At 72.0% G+C, this 15,511-nt stretch carries 16 protein-coding genes; 3 read left to right on the plus strand and 13 right to left on the minus strand.

Annotated elements, in window-relative coordinates; genetic code table 11:
• Window positions 1-8 precede the first annotated feature (8 nt).
• Window positions 9-1,070, minus strand: a complete 1,062-nt coding sequence (locus tag KZC57_RS08505) for an enoyl-CoA hydratase/isomerase family protein (RefSeq protein WP_247641488.1) — start codon at window positions 1,068-1,070, stop codon at window positions 9-11.
• Window positions 1,071-1,180: 110 nt separating this feature from the next.
• Between KZC57_RS08505 and KZC57_RS08510 the strand changes: the two genes are divergently transcribed.
• Window positions 1,181-3,172, plus strand: coding sequence for an ATP-binding cassette domain-containing protein (locus KZC57_RS08510; RefSeq protein WP_247641489.1), 1,992 nt, complete (start codon window positions 1,181-1,183; stop codon window positions 3,170-3,172).
• Between the two features lie 55 nt (window positions 3,173-3,227).
• On the opposite strand, the gene KZC57_RS08515 is transcribed toward KZC57_RS08510, so the two are convergent.
• The 11 genes from KZC57_RS08515 to KZC57_RS08565 form a co-directional block, all read right to left on the minus strand.
• Window positions 3,228-3,677 carry a hypothetical protein gene (locus KZC57_RS08515; protein WP_025104866.1) on the minus strand — a complete coding sequence of 150 codons (450 nt, stop codon included), beginning with the start codon at window positions 3,675-3,677 and terminating at the stop codon, window positions 3,228-3,230.
• A 298-nt stretch (window positions 3,678-3,975) separates the two neighbouring features.
• A complete protein-coding gene (locus tag KZC57_RS08520) occupies window positions 3,976-5,298 on the minus strand; it encodes a glutamate-1-semialdehyde 2,1-aminomutase (RefSeq protein ID WP_247641490.1) in 1,323 nt (440 codons plus the stop codon).
• 90 nt (window positions 5,299-5,388) lie between these two features.
• Complete coding sequence (hemB, locus tag KZC57_RS08525; protein WP_062637133.1) at window positions 5,389-6,366, minus strand: porphobilinogen synthase; 978 nt, start codon at window positions 6,364-6,366, stop codon at window positions 5,389-5,391.
• A complete protein-coding gene (locus tag KZC57_RS08530; RefSeq protein WP_060921535.1) occupies window positions 6,363-7,160 on the minus strand; it encodes a uroporphyrinogen-III synthase in 798 nt (265 codons plus the stop codon). The genes hemB and KZC57_RS08530 overlap by 4 nt, the downstream gene beginning before the upstream one ends.
• Entirely contained in the window at window positions 7,157-8,158 is a 1,002-nt protein-coding gene (gene hemC / locus KZC57_RS08535) for a hydroxymethylbilane synthase (RefSeq protein ID WP_247641491.1), read from the minus strand. The genes KZC57_RS08530 and hemC overlap by 4 nt, the downstream gene beginning before the upstream one ends.
• A 5-nt stretch (window positions 8,159-8,163) precedes the next feature.
• Window positions 8,164-8,841 (minus strand): hydrogen peroxide-dependent heme synthase, encoded by a 678-nt coding sequence (hemQ, locus tag KZC57_RS08540; protein WP_174521419.1) that lies wholly within the window; start codon window positions 8,839-8,841, stop codon window positions 8,164-8,166.
• Window positions 8,842-8,920: 79 nt separating this feature from the next.
• The gene (locus KZC57_RS08545) at window positions 8,921-9,193 is read right to left on the minus strand and encodes a hypothetical protein (RefSeq protein WP_144881912.1); all 273 of its coding nucleotides are present in this window, start codon (window positions 9,191-9,193) and stop codon (window positions 8,921-8,923) included.
• Window positions 9,180-9,587, minus strand: a complete 408-nt coding sequence (locus tag KZC57_RS08550; protein ID WP_025104873.1) for a phage holin family protein — start codon at window positions 9,585-9,587, stop codon at window positions 9,180-9,182. Before KZC57_RS08550 ends, KZC57_RS08545 begins: the two co-directional genes overlap by 14 nt.
• Before the next feature lies 1 nt (window position 9,588).
• Window positions 9,589-10,002: a hypothetical protein gene (locus KZC57_RS08555; protein ID WP_060921530.1), complete on the minus strand. Its 414-nt coding sequence runs from the start codon at window positions 10,000-10,002 to the stop codon at window positions 9,589-9,591.
• 169 nt (window positions 10,003-10,171) lie between these two features.
• Window positions 10,172-11,680, minus strand: coding sequence for an NAD(P)/FAD-dependent oxidoreductase (locus tag KZC57_RS08560; protein ID WP_247641492.1), 1,509 nt, complete (start codon window positions 11,678-11,680; stop codon window positions 10,172-10,174).
• A 92-nt stretch (window positions 11,681-11,772) separates the two neighbouring features.
• On the minus strand, window positions 11,773-12,084 hold the full coding sequence (locus KZC57_RS08565; RefSeq protein ID WP_060921528.1) for a metalloregulator ArsR/SmtB family transcription factor: 312 nt from the start codon (window positions 12,082-12,084) through the stop codon (window positions 11,773-11,775).
• A 66-nt stretch (window positions 12,085-12,150) separates the two neighbouring features.
• On the opposite strand from KZC57_RS08565, the gene KZC57_RS08570 reads away from it, so the two are divergent.
• Entirely contained in the window at window positions 12,151-13,044 is an 894-nt protein-coding gene (locus KZC57_RS08570; protein ID WP_247641493.1) for an NAD(P)H-binding protein, read from the plus strand.
• A gap of 51 nt (window positions 13,045-13,095) precedes the next feature.
• On the opposite strand, the gene hemE is transcribed toward KZC57_RS08570, so the two are convergent.
• On the minus strand, window positions 13,096-14,118 hold the full coding sequence (gene hemE, locus KZC57_RS08575) for a uroporphyrinogen decarboxylase (RefSeq protein WP_060921526.1): 1,023 nt from the start codon (window positions 14,116-14,118) through the stop codon (window positions 13,096-13,098).
• Between the two features lie 72 nt (window positions 14,119-14,190).
• Between hemE and KZC57_RS08580 the strand changes: the two genes are divergently transcribed.
• Window positions 14,191-15,507, plus strand: coding sequence for a glutamyl-tRNA reductase (locus KZC57_RS08580; protein ID WP_247641494.1), 1,317 nt, complete (start codon window positions 14,191-14,193; stop codon window positions 15,505-15,507).
• The last annotated feature ends 4 nt before the right edge of the window (window positions 15,508-15,511 follow it).

The following is a 15,511-nucleotide window of genomic DNA, read 5'->3' on the forward strand; positions in this document are numbered from 1 at the left end:
GGCGCGCGTCAGAACAGCGCCGGCTGCGGGACGTAGTCGCGGGCGGCCGCCCCGGCGTCGGGTCCGAGCTCGGCAAGGGTGGCGGGCTGCCACCGCGGGTTGCGGTCCTTGTCCACGAGCTGCGCGCGGATGCCCTCCACGAGATCGGGGTGCTCGTTCACGAACCAGAGCACCCGGCGGTACTCGCCCTCCAGCGCGGCGCGGAGCCCGGACATCTCCCGAGCCTCCCGCACGGCGTCGAGAGTGACGACGAGACCGGTCGGGGCCAGCCCGTCGAGCAGGTCGGCGACGGCCGCCGCCTCGTCGGTGCCGAGCCCGCGGAGCCGCGCCAGGATCTCGGGCACGGTCGGGGCGGCGAACGCCTCGTCGATCCACTCCCGCGCAGCGGGGAGCGACGACGGCTCCGGCGTCTCGTCGAAGAGCAGGATGATCTCGCTGGGGCTCGTCGGGTCGGCGCGGTAGGCCAGAGCCTCGCGCAGCGCGTCGAGGCGGTCGGAGGGGACGAAATGATCCGCGAAACCCGCGTACACGGCATCGGCACCGTTCATCGTCGTCCCCGTGAGACCGAGGTACTCGCCGAGGCGCCCCGGCGCCCGCCCCAGCAGCCACGTTCCGCCGACATCGGGCGTGAAACCGATCCGGGTCTCCGGCATGGCGAGCTTCGAGCGTTCGGTGACCACGCGGATCGCGGCGTGCCCCGCCAGACCGATGCCACCCCCCATCGTGATGCCGTCGGCGAGCGCGACGACGGGCTTCGGATACTCCGCGATCATGGCGTTCATCGCGTACTCGGCTCGGAAGAACTCCGCGGACTGCTCCGGATGACCCGAGGTGATCTGGCGGTGCAGGCGGCGCACGTCGCCACCTGCGCACATCCCACGCTCGCCTTCGCCGTCGATGAGGACGATCTGCACGTCGGAGTCCTCGCGCCAGGCGACGAGCGCCTCCGTGATGATCGCGATCATGTCCTCGTCGAGCGCATTGATCGCCTCAGGGCGGTTGAGCGTGAGCCGCCCGAGCGCTCCTTCGGTGCGGATGAGGACACGGGGCGCGGCGGGGGTATCGGTCACGGGTGCCAGGCTACCCCGTCGCATGCGGCCGGATTCCGCACGAAATGCGGGTTCCGGGGCGGTTTTCCGGCAGGATAGGAGGAACTGTTCATCGCAACGAGAGGTCCCGGATGCCCGAAGGACAGGTGCTCGAATTCACGAATGTGACGAAGCGCTTCAACGAGGTGACGGCCGTCTCGGACTTCTCCGCACGGGTCGAGCCCGGCGCGGTCACTGCTTTCCTCGGCCCCAACGGTGCGGGCAAGACGACGACCCTGCGCATCCTGCTCGGCCAGGTGCGCGCCACGTCCGGCACCGCCACGATCGGCGGCGTCGCGTACGCCGAGCTGCGCCAGCCGCTGCGCACCATCGGCGCGGTGCTGGAGGAGACGGCCTACCGTCCACGCCGCACGGCCAGCCGTCAGCTCACGATCGCCGCGAAGGCCAACGGCATCCGCCTGGCGCGCGTCGACGAGGTCATCTCCCTCGTCGGCCTGGAGGGCGAAGCGGACACGCGCATCGGCGGATTCTCGCTCGGCATGCGTCAGCGACTCAGCGTGGCCCACGCACTCCTCGGCGACCCGGGAGCGCTCGTCTTCGACGAGCCGGCGAACGGTCTCGACCCGGAGGGCATCCGCTGGATGCGCCTGCTGATGCGTCGTCTCGCCGACGAAGGCCGCACGGTCCTGGTCTCCTCCCATGTGCTCAGCGAGATCGAGCAGGTCGCCGACCACGTGCTCGTGCTCTCCAAGGGACGCCTCGTGCTGTCCAGCGGCATCGAGACGCTGGCCGACCCGGCCGGCGGTTCGGTGGTGGTCGATTCCGTCGATCGCCCCGGCCTCACGACCGCCCTGGTCGCCGCGGGATTCGACATCGAGGTGCTCCGCTCCGGTCTGACCGTGCGGGGGACGGACGCGAGCCGGGTGGGCGCCGTTGCGGCGGACGCCGGTATCGCTCTCAGCACCCTCGTGCAGCGCGGTCCGACGTTGGAGGATGTGTTCATCGACCTCATGCGGGGCGGGCGCTTCGACACCGCCCCGGCGCTCGATCAGACGGAGTCTCCGACGGAGGCCGATGCCGAGGTGGAGGCCGAGTCCGCGACCGACGCCGAGGCGCCTGCGGAGGAAGCTCCGACGGACGCCGTGTCGACGGATGAGGCCGCCGCGGGCACCGCCGCTGCGGCTCTCGCAGCCGGCGGCACCGCCGCCCTCGCCGACGACCTGACGACTCAGGCCACGGGCCCCGTGACCTCCGGGACGATCGCCGCCGACGCCGCCCCGACGGAGCAGGCGGAGGTGGAGGTCGCCGCGGACGAGGATGCGACCCGCGCTCTTCCCGTCGTCGCCGCGGACGCCGACACCACCCGGATCCTGCCGGTGATCGACGCGGCCGAAGACACGCAGCCTGCAGAGGCGGAACACGCCGAAGAGGGCGCGGACACGGAGGCCGAGGACGCGCCGTCGTTCGACGACATCCTCTTCGGTGCGCCCGCGCCCGCCGCCGAGTCCCCGCGGCGGTCCTTCGCCGCCCTCTTCGCAACGGCGTCTGCGGACGCGGAGGCCGAGTCGTCCGCGCAGCCGGCGGCGACGGACGCTCCCGGTGAGACCGAGTCCGAGACCGAGTCGCCGTCGACGACCGAGACCGAGTCCGAGTCGCCGTCGACGACCGACGATACCCCCGCCGAGGCCGTCGGCTCCGCTGCCGATGCACCGGCCGACAGCACGAGCACCGACGCGCCCGACGGCGCCTCCGGTGACGAGGAGCCCGCGGGGGTGGAGTTCTTCACCAGCCTGGACGCCTCGTCGGCGGACGACGAGACCGCGCCGTCCGAGGACACCGCCGAGGCCACAGCGCAGGGCGAGGACGCCTCTCCTGCGTCCGACGACGACCCACGATCGGCCGCCGTGAGCTCGATGCTGGCCGCCGCCGCGCGTGCCTACTACGAGGACGAACCGCGCGACTACCCGCTCGCTCCGGCGGAGGAGACGTCGTCCGCCGAGGGGGCTCCGCAGGACGAGATCGGGAGCGACGAGTCTGCAGACGACACGGAGACCGCGGCGGAACAGCACACCCCCGCGGACGACCGTGGGGACGAGCACCACGACGACGAACACCGCGACTGAGCCCCCGCAGCAGAACGCCCTCCCGGTCCACCGGGAGGGCGTTCTGCATCCGGGATCAGGCCGGACGTGGTCGGATGACCGGGCGCCGGCTGCCCTTCGACACCGGGGTCGGAGCCGTGGCGACGATCTCCTCGACCGTCGTGGGCTCCTCGGAGACCGGGAGGCGCAGCGCCTGCGTCAGCGCGAGGCCGTGCCGTGTGGTCAGGATCAGGCGGTTGTACTGCGGGTCGCCTTCGAGATCGACGACCACGCTGGGGCGTCGGCGGCGGATCAGCACGAAGTCGAGGCTGCCTGCCGCTTTCCAGCTCCCGGCTGCCAGGACGCCCGGGATGTGCGTACCCGGGTTGGGGACTCCGCGGAGCCAGGTCCAGGCGTCATCCGTCAGCTGGACCTTGGTGATCGTGTCGCGCACGATGCGGACGTTCTCGCGGTGGAAGGTGGCGGCACGTTCGATGGGCGAGAGCACGACCTCGAGTTGCGTCTGGTCCAGCAACAACGTCACCATGCCCCCAGTCTGCCAGCGCCGTCCTCCCGGTTGGCTGGAAGTTGCTCACAGGAACGCAACGATCCCTTGTCGGAATCCCCCACGCTCCGCGCGCACAACTCCTTCGCGAGAACAGGCTCCCGCGCAGGAACAGGCGCTGCCGCGGGCGTAAGCCTGACTCCGCGGGAAGACCTGATGCCGACGACCTCGCGACCACCGCTCCCTACGCAGGCATCCGCGCGGCATCAGGCAGCAGGGTCCAGCGGTGCCTGTTCCCGCGCGGACGCCTGTCCTCGCGGGAAAAAGGCAGCGGCGGCGGTCAGGGGCGCGCGGTGGCGGCCGCCTGAGCGGCGTGCGGCAGGGCTTCCTCGATCCGCTGGAGCTCGTCCTCGCCGTGCGCGGCGGTGAGGAACCAGGCCTCGAAGACGCTCGGCGGCAGCGCGACGCCGTGCTCGCGCATCGCGTGGAAGAACGCCGCGTACCGGAACGACTCCTGCGCCTGCGCCTCGGCATAGTCGCGCGGGGCCGAGGCGCGGAACGAGGCACTGAAGAGGTTCCCGGCGGACGCCAGAGAGTGGGTCACCCCGGCGTCGGCGAGCGCGCGGTCGAGGGCTGAGGAGACCCGAGCCGCCGCGGCATCGACCGTCGCGTAGACCTCCGGCGTCGCCAGGCGGAGCGTGGCCAGGCCCGCGGCCACCGACAGCGGGTTCCCGGAGAGCGTGCCCGCCTGGTAGACGGGGCCGAGCGGCGCGAGGAGATCCATGACCTCGGCACGACCGCCGAGGGCCGCGAGCGGCATACCGCCGCCCACGACCTTGCCGAAAGTCAGGATGTCGGGGAGGTAGTCCTCTCCCGCCTGCGCCTGGAGCCCCCAGAAACCCGCGGGGTGCACCCGGAAGCCGGTGAGGACCTCGTCGAGGATCATCAGCGCACCGTGGGCGTGCGCGGTCTCCGCGATGAGGCGGTTGAAGCCCGGCAGCGGAGGGACGACGCCCATGTTCGCGGCCGAGGCCTCCACGATGACGGCCGCGATGCGGGGACCGTGCTCGGCGAAGACGGCGGCGAGCGCCTCGGGGTCGTTGTAGCGGATCACGAGCGTCTGCGCGGCGATCGGCGCGGGCACGCCGGCCGAACCGGGCAGCGCGAGCGTGGCGACCCCGGATCCGGCTTCCGCGAGCAGGCCGTCGGAGTGGCCGTGATAGTGACCCGCGAACTTCACGAGCAGATCACGGCCGGTCGCGCCGCGGGCGAGGCGGATCGCGGTCATGGTGGCCTCGGTGCCGGTCGAGACGAGACGGACGCGCTCCACGGGACGGATCTCGCCGAAGCGCACACGGTCGGCGATGAGCGCGGCGAGCTCGACCTCCCCTTCGGTCGGAGCGCCGAAGGAGAGCCCGCGGGTGGCGGCCTCCTGCACGGCGGCGACGACCTCGGGCTGCGCGTGTCCGAGCAGTGCGGGACCCCAGGACGCGACGAGGTCGACGTACTCACGACCCGCGGCGTCGGTCACGGTGGCGCCGCGCGCCGAAGCGAGGAACCGCGGCGTCCCGCCGACCGACCCGTAGGCCCGCACCGGAGAGTTCACCCCGCCGGGGATCACCGCACGGGCGGCAGAGAAAAGGTCGTCATTGCGGTCGGTCATCGAGGCTCCTCCGTGATGCACGGCGCTCTCCCGGCATCCCTTCCAGGCTAACCCGCCCCCTGCCCTTCCGAGGCCGCGGCCGACGAAGGCTCAGCCGCGCAGCCAGCGGGCCGCTTCGGTGGCCCAGTACGTCAGCACCGCGTCGGCGCCCGCCCGGCGGATCGACAGCAGCGACTCGAGGACCGCGGCGCGCCGATCGATCCAGCCGTTCGCGGCGGCGGCCTCGATCATCGCGTACTCGCCCGACACCTGGTACGCCCAGACCGGGACGGTCACGGCGTCGCGGACCTCGCGGAGCACGTCGAGGAAGGCCATCGCCGGCTTCACCATGACGATGTCCGCGCCCTCGTCCTCGTCGACCAGCGCCTCCCGCACGCCCTCGCGACGGTTGCCGGGGTCGAGCTGATACGTGCGGCGGTCGCCCTGGAGCTGCGAGTCCACGGCCTCGCGGAACGGGCCGTAGAACGCGCTCGCGTACTTCGCGGCGTACGCCAGGATGAGGGTGTCGGTGAAGCCCTCGGCGTCGAGCGCCTGACGGATCACGGCGACCTGGCCGTCCATCATCCCGGACAGCCCCAGCAGCTGCGATCCCGCACGTGCCTGGGCGAGGGCCATCGAGGCGTACCGCTCCAGGGTCGCGTCGTTGTCCACCGAGCCGTCTGCGGCGAGGACGCCGCAGTGACCGTGATCGGTGAACTCGTCGAGGCAGAGGTCGGTCTGCACGACGAGCGCGTCGCCGACCTCCGCCGCCAGCGCCTCGGTGGCGACGTTCAGGATGCCCTGCGGGTCGTCCGCACCGGAGCCTCGCGCGTCACGGACCGCGGGAACGCCGAACAGCATGACGCCGCCCACTCCGGCCTCGGCGGCCTCGACGGCCGCGGAACGCAGCGAGTCGATCGAGTGCTGGGCGACGCCGGGCATCGACCCGATGGCGACCGGCTCGCTGATCCCCTCGCGGACGAAGAGCGGGAGCACGAGCTGACGCGGCTCGAGAGAGGTCTCACGCACGAGGTCGCGGACGGCGCGCGACTGACGCAGTCGGCGCAGACGGATGTCGGGGAAGCTCACGGCGCGAACTCGTCTGCCGCGTGCGGAAGGGTGAACTGCGACACGGCATCGATCAGCGCATCGATGGTCTGCCGATCGGCGACCACCGAGACGGGCAGGCCGGCGCGCTCGGCGTCCTTGGCCGTGCGCGGGCCGATCGCCGCGAGCAGCGTCTCGTCCGGGATCTCGGGGAACTGCTCCCGCACCTGCTCGGCCACCGAACCGCTGGTGATGAGGATCGCGTTGATCCGGCCGTTCTCGACGTCGCGGCGGATGCGCTCCGTCACCGGAACGCCGACCGTGCGATAGGCGACGACGCCGTGCACGTCGTGTCCCGCGTCGGACAGCAGGATGCTCAGGACGGGCTTGGCGATCTCGCTGCGCAGCGCCAGGATGCGGCGCGGCTCGTGCTCCAGAGCGATGAGCTGCTGCGCCATGCCCTGCGCGGAGTTGTCCTGTTCGGGGACCAGGGCCACCTCGTAGCCCACGGCCTGCAGCGCCGCGGCCGTCGTCTCCCCCACGGCCGCGATCTTCGTGGTCTTCGGCACGACGGCACGGTGGGCGAACAGCACATCCACCGTGGTCGCGCTCGTGACGGTCAGCCAGTCGAACTCGCCGGCCGCGAGCTGCTCCAGCGCGCGGTCGAGGGTCGCCTGATCCGTGGTCGGAGCGAAGTTGATGAGCGGGGCGACGACGGGGACGGCGCCGAGAGCGCGGAGGCTCGCGGCGACGCTGTCACCCCAGGGGCCGCCACGGGGCACGAGGATGCGCCAGCCGTCCAGCGGTCGGTCCTGCTTGCTTTCAGAAGTGGTCATGACAATTCGGATTGCTCTTGAGGGACGAGGTCGGCCGCCCCTTGATCGAGCAGCCGACGGGCAACAGCGAGCCCGAGCTCACGCGCTGCGTGCATCGGGTCTGCACCATCGGCAGCATCCGCACCATTGCCACTGCCGTTCCGATGAATATACTCCCCGTTCAGGGCTTCCGTGACGTCCAGACCGATCCGCCGACCGCCGTCCGGGGCGTAGACGACCGTCCTGACGCGGATCTCGGAGTCCTGGACGACGGCGTGCGCCGCCATGGGGGCTTGACAACCGGCGTCCAGTCCCTCCAGGATGGCGCGCTCGACGGTGATGGCGAGCCGGGTCTCCCGATGATCCAGCGCCGACAGCGCCGTGCGCAGCTCCTCCGGCGCGTCCGCCCGTGTCTCGACGGCCAGGGACCCCTGGCCGGGAGCGGTCGGCCATTCCGCGAGGCCGAGCTCCTCGCGATGCAGCGGCGAGTCCGTGCCGAGGCGCGAGAGGCCGGCGGCGGCGAGGATCACGGCATCCAGCTCGCCGGACGCGACCCGCGAGAGACGGGAGTCGACGTTGCCGCGGATGTCGACGACGTGGGCGCGGGGCGCACGACGGTGGACCTGGGCGATGCGTCGCGGCGACCCGGTACCCACGGCGCTCCCCGCCGGGAGCTCGTGCAGGGGAATGCCGTGGCGGGTGAGCACGACGTCGCGGGCGTCTTCCCGCCGGGGCGTCGCGGCGATGACAAGCGACTTCGGAACCGCGGTCGGGAGGTCCTTCAGCGAGTGCACGAGGAAGTCGCACTCGCCGGCGAGGAGGGCTTCGCGGAGACGGGTGGCGAAGATGCCGAGGCCGCCGATCTCCGACAGCGAGGCGCGGTTGGTGTCGCCCTCGCTGGTGATCGGGACGAGCTCGACGCGACGACCGGTGACCTTCTCCAGTGCGGCGGCGACATGACCGGACTGCGCCTGCGCGAGCGCGCTGCGACGGGTGCCGAGACGGATGGGGGTGCTCATGGCGCTTACTGCAGCACGTCCGCGATCTCGTCGAAGCGCAGGCGGCGCCCGGTGTAGAACGGCACCTCCTCCTTCACGAACATGCGGGCGTCGGTGTAGCGGAGATCGCGCATCATGTCGACGAGATCGGTCAGCTCGTCGGCCTCGAGCGGCAGCAGCCACTCGTAGTCACCGAGGGCGAAGGAGGCCACGGTGTTGGCGATGACGCCGGTGAATGCCGCACCCTTGCGCCCATGATCGGCGAGCATCGCACGACGCTCGCTCTCCGGGGCGAGGTACCACTCCGGCGTGCGGACGAACGGGTAGAGGCAGAGCCAGTCCTTGGGCTCGATGCCGCGGAGGAAGCCGGGGACGTGCGCGCGGTTGAACTCCGCGTCACGGTGAACGCCCATGACGTTCCACACCGGGAGGAGCGAGCGCAGCATCTCGGTGCGGCGCAGGCGGCGGAGAGCCTTCTGCAGCTCCTCGGCGGTGGCGCCGTGCAGCCACACCATGAGGTCGGCATCGGCCTTGAGCCCGGAGACGTCGTAGAAGCCGCGGACGGTGACGCCGGAGTCCTCGATGTGCGAGACGATCGACTCGAGCTCGGTCGCATCGTTCTCGGTGACGGGGGCGTCGGGGTTGCGTCGCCAGACGGCCCAGAGGGTGTAACCGGACGGGTTCTCTTCGCGCAGGTCGGACATGATCCCAGTCTGCCCCCTTTGCGGAGGCGCCGCTAATCAGGGGAATACTGCCCCCGCCCGAGGGCGGTGCGGTGGTGGCTCAACGCGCGATGGCGCGGGCGATGGCCCACACCGCCCCGCCGACGGCGGCGGCGATCCCGACCGTCGCGGCGATGGCGGCAGCCGGGTTGCGGTCCGCGAACGCACGCGCCTTGACGGCGGCCTGCGCCGACGCCTTCTCGACGCGCCGCGGGATGTTCCCCTTGACCTCGATGGCGGCGAGGGCCGCCTTCAGCTCGGCGCGCGCGGAGGCGACGGGATCGACGATTCCCGCGGGGACCGCGGTGCGCGGCAGCGACTCAGGGGTGCTCATCGCCGGCCTCCTTCACGATTCGGATGTCTTCGGCCACGGCCTGTGCCGGGTTCTGGCGACGGAGCACCTTGCGGAACTTCAGGATGCCGAGCAGTGCGAACAGCAGCACGGCGATGATGAGGATGCCGAACACCGCCAGCGCGGACAGCCACACCGGCCACCATGACGACAGTCCCGCGATCGCGAAGACGAGGATGACGGGCACGGCCCAGAACAGGAAGAACAGCGCGACGAGGAACCAGACGGAGCCGACCCCCGCGTCCTTCGCGGTGCGCGACACCCACGCCTTGGCCGCGTCGATCTCGGCCTTGACCAGATTGGTGACGAGCTCCGGCAGGTCGCCGAGCAGCGTCAGCAGACTGTCGTCGGCGCGATCCCGATATCCGCGGGGCATGTCAGTCGTCGGACTTCCGCGGGGCGGGCTTCTTCGCGGCCGGCTTCGAGGCAGCGGGCTTCTGGGCCTCGGCGGCGCGTTCCTTGACCTCGTCGACCGCGTCCTCCGCGGCGTCCGAGATCTCTTCGGCCGCGTCCTTGCCGGAGGCGATGACGGCATCGAGCTTCTGCCCGGGCGTGCCGTCCCCGGTGACCGACTTGACGATCTTCACGGCGCCCGTCCAGACGGCACCCGGAACCGCGGCGGCCTTGTCGCCGACGAAGCCCTTGACCTTGTCGACGCGCTCCTGCACGGGGTCGGTGTTCCAGACCTTCAGCCACTGCGTCTTGATCTGCTCGTAGCGCTCGCGTCCTGCGCGGGTGCCGAGCACATAGCCGACGCCGAGTCCGACGACGAGTCCGATCTTCCCCTTCATGGGGTCTCCTCACGTTGTTCCGGCTGTGGTCCGTCCCGGGGGACGCCGATCGCCCGCGTCTCCACCGCGATCAGGTACCCAGCGTAACGCCGTATGCCGATTTCGGCATCAATCGATCAGAGGGTTGACACGGAGCCGCCGAGCGCACTCGCGCGTGCTCGGCGGACGCTCAGTCCCAGAGGAGAGCGCGGCGCAGGCGGTCCGCCTCCTCCACAGCATCCGGCACGACCTGCGCGAGCCCCGTGCCCGCGAGCCAGGCACCCACAGCGGCCAGCCCTGGCACGGCCTGCACGGCCTGACGCGCCGCGGCACGCCGCTCCCCCGAGCCGATGATCGACGCGGGCTGTGCCTGCACGAAGCGCCCACGATGACCCGCCACGACCTGGTCGGGCGACAGCGGGACACCCAGGAGCGCCGAGGCCTCCCGACGGGCGAGGTCGATCGCGGCCTCGTCATCCAGCGCCGCGGTGGCCGCCGGTTCCCCCTGCGCACCGAAGGAGACGCGGACCACCTCACGGTCGCCCGCGGCCTCCCGCACCCACGACCACTTCGCCGTGGAGTGCGTGAGCGCCTTCGCCGTGTGGCTGTGCGGGACGGTGAGCACGCCGGTGCCGCGGGGCGGGGTGCGCAGCGCGGGCGCATCGAGCAGCAGACTGATGATCTCGATCTCGGGGGCGGGCGCAGCGTCGGCGGCAACGAGGGCAGGCACGGCACCCGCGAGCAGTTCCCGCGCCGTGTGCTCGGAGGTCGCGACGATCACCGCGTCGGCGACGAGTTCCGCCTCCTGGGTCGCCTCCTCCCCCTCGATCGGCTCGTCTGCGGCGGGCTCCTCGACCACGATGCGCCAAATGGTGCCGTCGGTGGTGAGACGACGGGCTCGGACGCGAGTGCGGACGGTCGCACCGAGTTCGTCGAGGTCGGCTGCGAGGGCGTCGACGAGCTCGCTCATGCCGCCGACGAGGCCCTCCACGGCGGCACCCGGAGTCTTCGCGCCGCGCGACGCACCCTCTCCGCGGAGGGCCAGCACCGCACCGGACAGGGATCCGACGCGGGTCAGGGCGGCGTTGAGTCCGGGGGCGGCGACATCGATGTCCACGTCGTCCGGGGAGGCGGAGTAGACCCCCGTGGTGACAGGCGCGACGAGGCGGTCGCGCACCTTCTCCCCCATGCGCGAGGCGACGAGGCGACCGAGGCTGAGCTGGTGCCCGATCGTGAGCGGCGGGCGCACCCGGTCGAGATAGGCCCGCCAGGCGCCCGACCAGCCGATGATGCGGCGGACGTCGTCCTGGAACGGATTGCCGGGGATGCCGAGGATGCCGCCGGCCGGGAGCGGAGCCGCGCCACCGCCGGGGAGTCCGGCGAGCCACGCCCCTCCCGCCTGCGGCGTCACGACGCGGTCGGAGAGGCCGAGGTCGTCCACGAGGGCTCGGACGTGCCCGCCCTTCGTCGCGTAGCTCTCCGCCCCGGCGTCGACGACGACCCCGTCCAGGGCGACCCGGCGGATCACGCCACCCAGGGCGTCTGACTCCTCGAGCAGCGTCACCCGCATGCCGACCTTCGCGCACTCGCGGGCGGCCACCAGTCCGCCGACGCCGCCGCCCACCACGACGACGTGCTTCCGTGCGGCGCGGGCGGCAAGGTCGGCCGGTTCGGCGGGTGCGGGGTGCTCGGGGCTCATGCCTCCATCCTTTCACCGCCCCTGTGCTTCGAATCGCCCGATTGGCCGGATAATCGCCGCGGATGCAGCCAGGTGCGCGATTCGAACGGAGGTCAGGCCCGACCCCGCTTGCGGACCTCGCGGAGCACGATCTGCTCGGGGCAGACGGTGGAGAGGAAGTCGCCGACGGAGAGGGCGAGGCGCTCGCCGACGAGCGAGTAGAAGATGCGGTTGGCGTCGCGACGCTCGCTGACGAGGCCCGCCTGCCGGAGCACGCTCAGGTGCCGGGAGATGGTCGGTCCGCTCGCGGAGAACCGGGACGCGATCTCCCCCGCGGCGAGCTCCCCCTCCTTGAGGTCCTGCAGGATCTGCCGCCGGGTGGGATGGGCGAGCGCCGCGAAGATGTCGGATGCGCTGTCGGCCATGCTTGCAATATAGCACCTTCGCTAGATACAGTTTCGCCAGGTAGCTAATTAGCGAAGGAGAACACCATGAAGGTCGCCATCACCGGAGGCAGTGGATTCGTCGGCCGCGCCCTCGCCGATCGCCTGGAGGAGCCCGTGGTGATCTCCCGACGCTCCGGAACGGACATCACGGACGTCGACGCGCTGACCGCGGCCTTCGCCGGATGCGACGCGGTGGCCCACTGCGCCGGGATCAACCGGGAGATCGGCGACCAGACCTTCCGCCGCGTGCACGTGGAGGGGACGGCTGCCGTCGTCGAAGCCGCCCGCCGCGCAGGTGTCCGACGCCTCGTCATGGTGAGCTTCCTCCGCGCCCGTCCCGACTGTGGCTCCGGCTACCACGAGTCGAAGTGGGAGGCCGAAGAGATCGTCCGCGGCTCCGGGCTGCCGCACACGATCCTGAAGTCCGGGATGATCTACGGCCCCGGCGATCACATGGTCGATCACGTGACCCGCGCCGTCCGCACCCTCCCCTTCTTCTGGACGGTCGGCTACCGCGAACGCACCGCCCGCCCGGTCCCGGTCGAGGACGCCGCGGACGTGCTGGTGGCCGCGCTGGAGGGGCGGATCCCGGAGCCGACGGTTGCGGTGATGGGCGCGGACGAGGTGACGCTCGGAGAGGCCATCCGCCGGATCGCCCGTGTCGCCGGACGCCGCCCCGCCTTCCTCCCGGTGCCGACCTGGGTCGTACGGGTGCTCGCGCAGCTCACGGAGTGGACCATGGTCGTGCCCCTAGTGGCGAAGGCGCAGGCGCGGATGCTCGCGGAGGGTGTGAGCGAGCCGGCCCCGTGGGCGCCGGAGCCGCCGGAGGACATCCGCCCCTCACGGCCGTTCGACGAGGACAGCATCCGCGCGGCACTGCCCACCGGGCGCTTCGGCCTGTCGGACCTGCGGCTGGCGCGCGCGCTTCGAATCGCCTGATTTGCTGCATCTGGGCCGCAGATGCCGCAAAGCAGGCGATTCGAACGGAGGTCAGCCGGCGTGCACGAGCTCGACGATGCGCGTGAGCTGATCGGGGTCGGTCTCCGGGGGCACGCCGTGGCCGAGGTTGAGGATGTGCCCGCGGGCCGCGCGACCGCGCTCGAGCACGTCGCGGACATGCGCCTCGAGCACCGGCCACGGCGCGCCGAGGAACGCCGGATCGATGTTGCCCTGCACCGAGACGTCGGGGCCGAGGATCGCGGCGGCCTCGTCGAGGGGCAGCCGCCAGTCGACCCCCACGCCGTCCGCGATGCCGTCGAGCCGCATATCGCCGAGGAAGGGACCGGTGCCGACGCCGAAGTGGATCGTCGGGACGCCGATGCCGTCCAGAGCGGTCCGTGAGTGCGGCGCCACGAAGGCGCGGTAGTCGGCGGGGCTGAGCGAGCCCGCCCAACTGTCGAAGAGCTGCACGACCGCGGCGCCGGCATCGCGCTGCGTCTCCAGGAACCGCCGCGAGATCTGCGCCAGCCAGCCCGCGAGACGGTGCCAGGCCTCGGGCTCCGCGTGCATCATGCCGCGGGCGCGCAGGTGCTCCTTGGACGGACCGCCCTCGACGAGGTACGCGGCGAGGGTGAAGGGGGCTCCCGCGAAGCCGATGACCGGGGTGTCGCCGAGCTCCGCGACGACGATGCCGACAGCCTCCGCGATCGCGCTGCCGTCCAGGCTCTCCGGATCGATCGCCGTGATGCGGTCGACGTCCGCGACCGTCCGCACCGGGTTCGCGAAGACGGGGCCGCGGCCGGGCTCGATCTCGACCTCCACGCCGGCGAGACGCAGCGGGATGACGATGTCGCTGAAGAACACCGCCGCGTCAACGCCGTGCCGTCGGACCGGCTGGAGGGTGATCTCGGCGGCGAGGTCAGGAGTGAGGCAGGCGTCGAGCATCCTCGTGCCGACCCGCAGCTCCCGGTACTCGGGCAGAGAGCGGCCGGCCTGGCGCATGAACCAGACCGGAGCGGTGGCGGGGCGGTCGCCGGTGAGGGCGCGCAACAGCGGGGCGTCGGAGAGTGCCATGCGTCCATCCTCCCATCCGGCGTATAGGGAGCAGCCGAGTCCCGGCTTCGGATGCTCGGGTACAATCGAAGGGTGCTGCTGTGTGTGACGGCGAGTCACAAGACCGCCTCCTTCGAACTGCTCGAACGCCTGAGCCGCACCCCCGACGACGTCGCTCCCACCATCGTGGGCATGGCGCCGTGCGTGCAGGGTGCCGTGGTCCTGGCGACGTGCAACCGCTTCGAGGCGTACGTGGAGATGGACGAGCCGGTGACAGCGGCCGGCGCCATCGGCGTGGAAGCCGTGATCGAGGCGGTCGAGTCCGCGACCGGCATCTCCGCCGCCGATCTCGACGGCGCCTATGCCGTGCACTCCGGCCGCCGCGTCGCCGAGCACCTGTTCTCCGTCGCCTCGGGCCTCGAGTCCGTCGTCTCCGGTGAGGGCGAGATCGCCGGCCAGGTCCGTCGGGCGCTCAAGTCCGCCCGGAAGGACGGCACCACCTCCCCCGAACTCGAGCGGCTGTTCCAGCGCGCGAGCCAGGCGCAGCGCAAGGTCAAGAACGTCACCGCCCTGGGCCGCGCCGGTCGCTCGCTCGTGCGCCTCGCGCTGGAGCTCGCCGACAGCCGCATCGCCGACTGGTCCGCCGAGCGCGTGCTGCTGGTCGGCACGGGCGCCTACGCGGCGGTCACCCTCGCGACCCTGCGCGAGCGCGGCGCCGTCGACATCTCCGTCTACTCCCCGTCCGGCCGCGCGGAGATCTTCGCAGCCAAGCACGACATCCGCCCGGTGCCGGCCGAGGAGTACGCCCGCACGGCGGCGCACTCCACGCTGCTGATCACCTGCACCACCGCGACCGAGCCCGTGCTCGGCCCGGAGCACCTGCAGCTCCCGGTCGGCCTCGCCGCCGCGGGCTGCCCCGTCGCCGCGACCAGCGGCACCACCGGGGTCCCGAGCCGGCTGGTGGTCGACCTCGGCATGCCGCGGAACGTCGACCCGGCCGTGGCCGCGCTGGAGGGCGTCGCGCTGCTCGACCTGGAGACCATCCGCCTGCACGCTCCGCTGGAGGAGCTGCAGGCGACGGACGCCGCCCGGAGCGTCGTCCGCGAAGCCGCGGAGACCTTCCACGTGGTCGGTGCCCGCCAGAGCGTGACCCCGTCGGTCGTCGCGTTCCGCTCGCACATCTTCGAACTGCTGGAGCGCGAGATCGATCGTGCGCGTGCGCGTGGCGACGAGGACGGCAAGGTCGAGCAGGCCCTGCGGCACCTCTCGGGCGTGCTGCTGCACACGCCGACCGTGCGGGCTCATGAGCTCGCCGCCGCCGGTCGCGCGGACGAGTTCGCCGCCGCGCTCGCGACGCTGTACGGGATCGCCCCCGCCGCGGACGCGGTCGAAGACGCCGCCACTGCCTGATCCG

It is taken from the genome of Microbacterium sp. KSW4-4, assembly GCF_023091185.1.
Taxonomy (GTDB): domain Bacteria; phylum Actinomycetota; class Actinomycetes; order Actinomycetales; family Microbacteriaceae; genus Microbacterium; species Microbacterium paraoxydans.

Bases quoted from the DNA above. Each gene is read 5' to 3' on its own strand.
- KZC57_RS08560 (WP_247641492.1), bottom strand. From the start codon at position 11,680: ATGAGCCCCGAGCACCCCGCACCCGCCGAACCGGCCGACCTTGCCGCC.
- hemQ (WP_174521419.1), bottom strand. From the start codon at position 8,841: ATGTCCGACCTGCGCGAAGAGAACCCGTCCGGTTACACCCTCTGGGCC.
- KZC57_RS08570 (WP_247641493.1), top strand. From the start codon at position 12,151: ATGAAGGTCGCCATCACCGGAGGCAGTGGATTCGTCGGCCGCGCCCTC.
- KZC57_RS08555 (WP_060921530.1), bottom strand. From the start codon at position 10,002: ATGAAGGGGAAGATCGGACTCGTCGTCGGACTCGGCGTCGGCTATGTG.
- KZC57_RS08515 (WP_025104866.1), bottom strand. From the start codon at position 3,677: ATGGTGACGTTGTTGCTGGACCAGACGCAACTCGAGGTCGTGCTCTCG.
- KZC57_RS08565 (WP_060921528.1), bottom strand. From the start codon at position 12,084: ATGGCCGACAGCGCATCCGACATCTTCGCGGCGCTCGCCCATCCCACC.
- KZC57_RS08550 (WP_025104873.1), bottom strand. From the start codon at position 9,587: ATGCCCCGCGGATATCGGGATCGCGCCGACGACAGTCTGCTGACGCTG.
- KZC57_RS08545 (WP_144881912.1), bottom strand. From the start codon at position 9,193: ATGAGCACCCCTGAGTCGCTGCCGCGCACCGCGGTCCCCGCGGGAATC.
- hemC (WP_247641491.1), bottom strand. From the start codon at position 8,158: ATGAGCACCCCCATCCGTCTCGGCACCCGTCGCAGCGCGCTCGCGCAG.
- KZC57_RS08530 (WP_060921535.1), bottom strand. From the start codon at position 7,160: ATGACCACTTCTGAAAGCAAGCAGGACCGACCGCTGGACGGCTGGCGC.
- KZC57_RS08510 (WP_247641489.1), top strand. From the start codon at position 1,181: ATGCCCGAAGGACAGGTGCTCGAATTCACGAATGTGACGAAGCGCTTC.
- KZC57_RS08520 (WP_247641490.1), bottom strand. From the start codon at position 5,298: ATGACCGACCGCAATGACGACCTTTTCTCTGCCGCCCGTGCGGTGATC.
- hemE (WP_060921526.1), bottom strand. From the start codon at position 14,118: ATGGCACTCTCCGACGCCCCGCTGTTGCGCGCCCTCACCGGCGACCGC.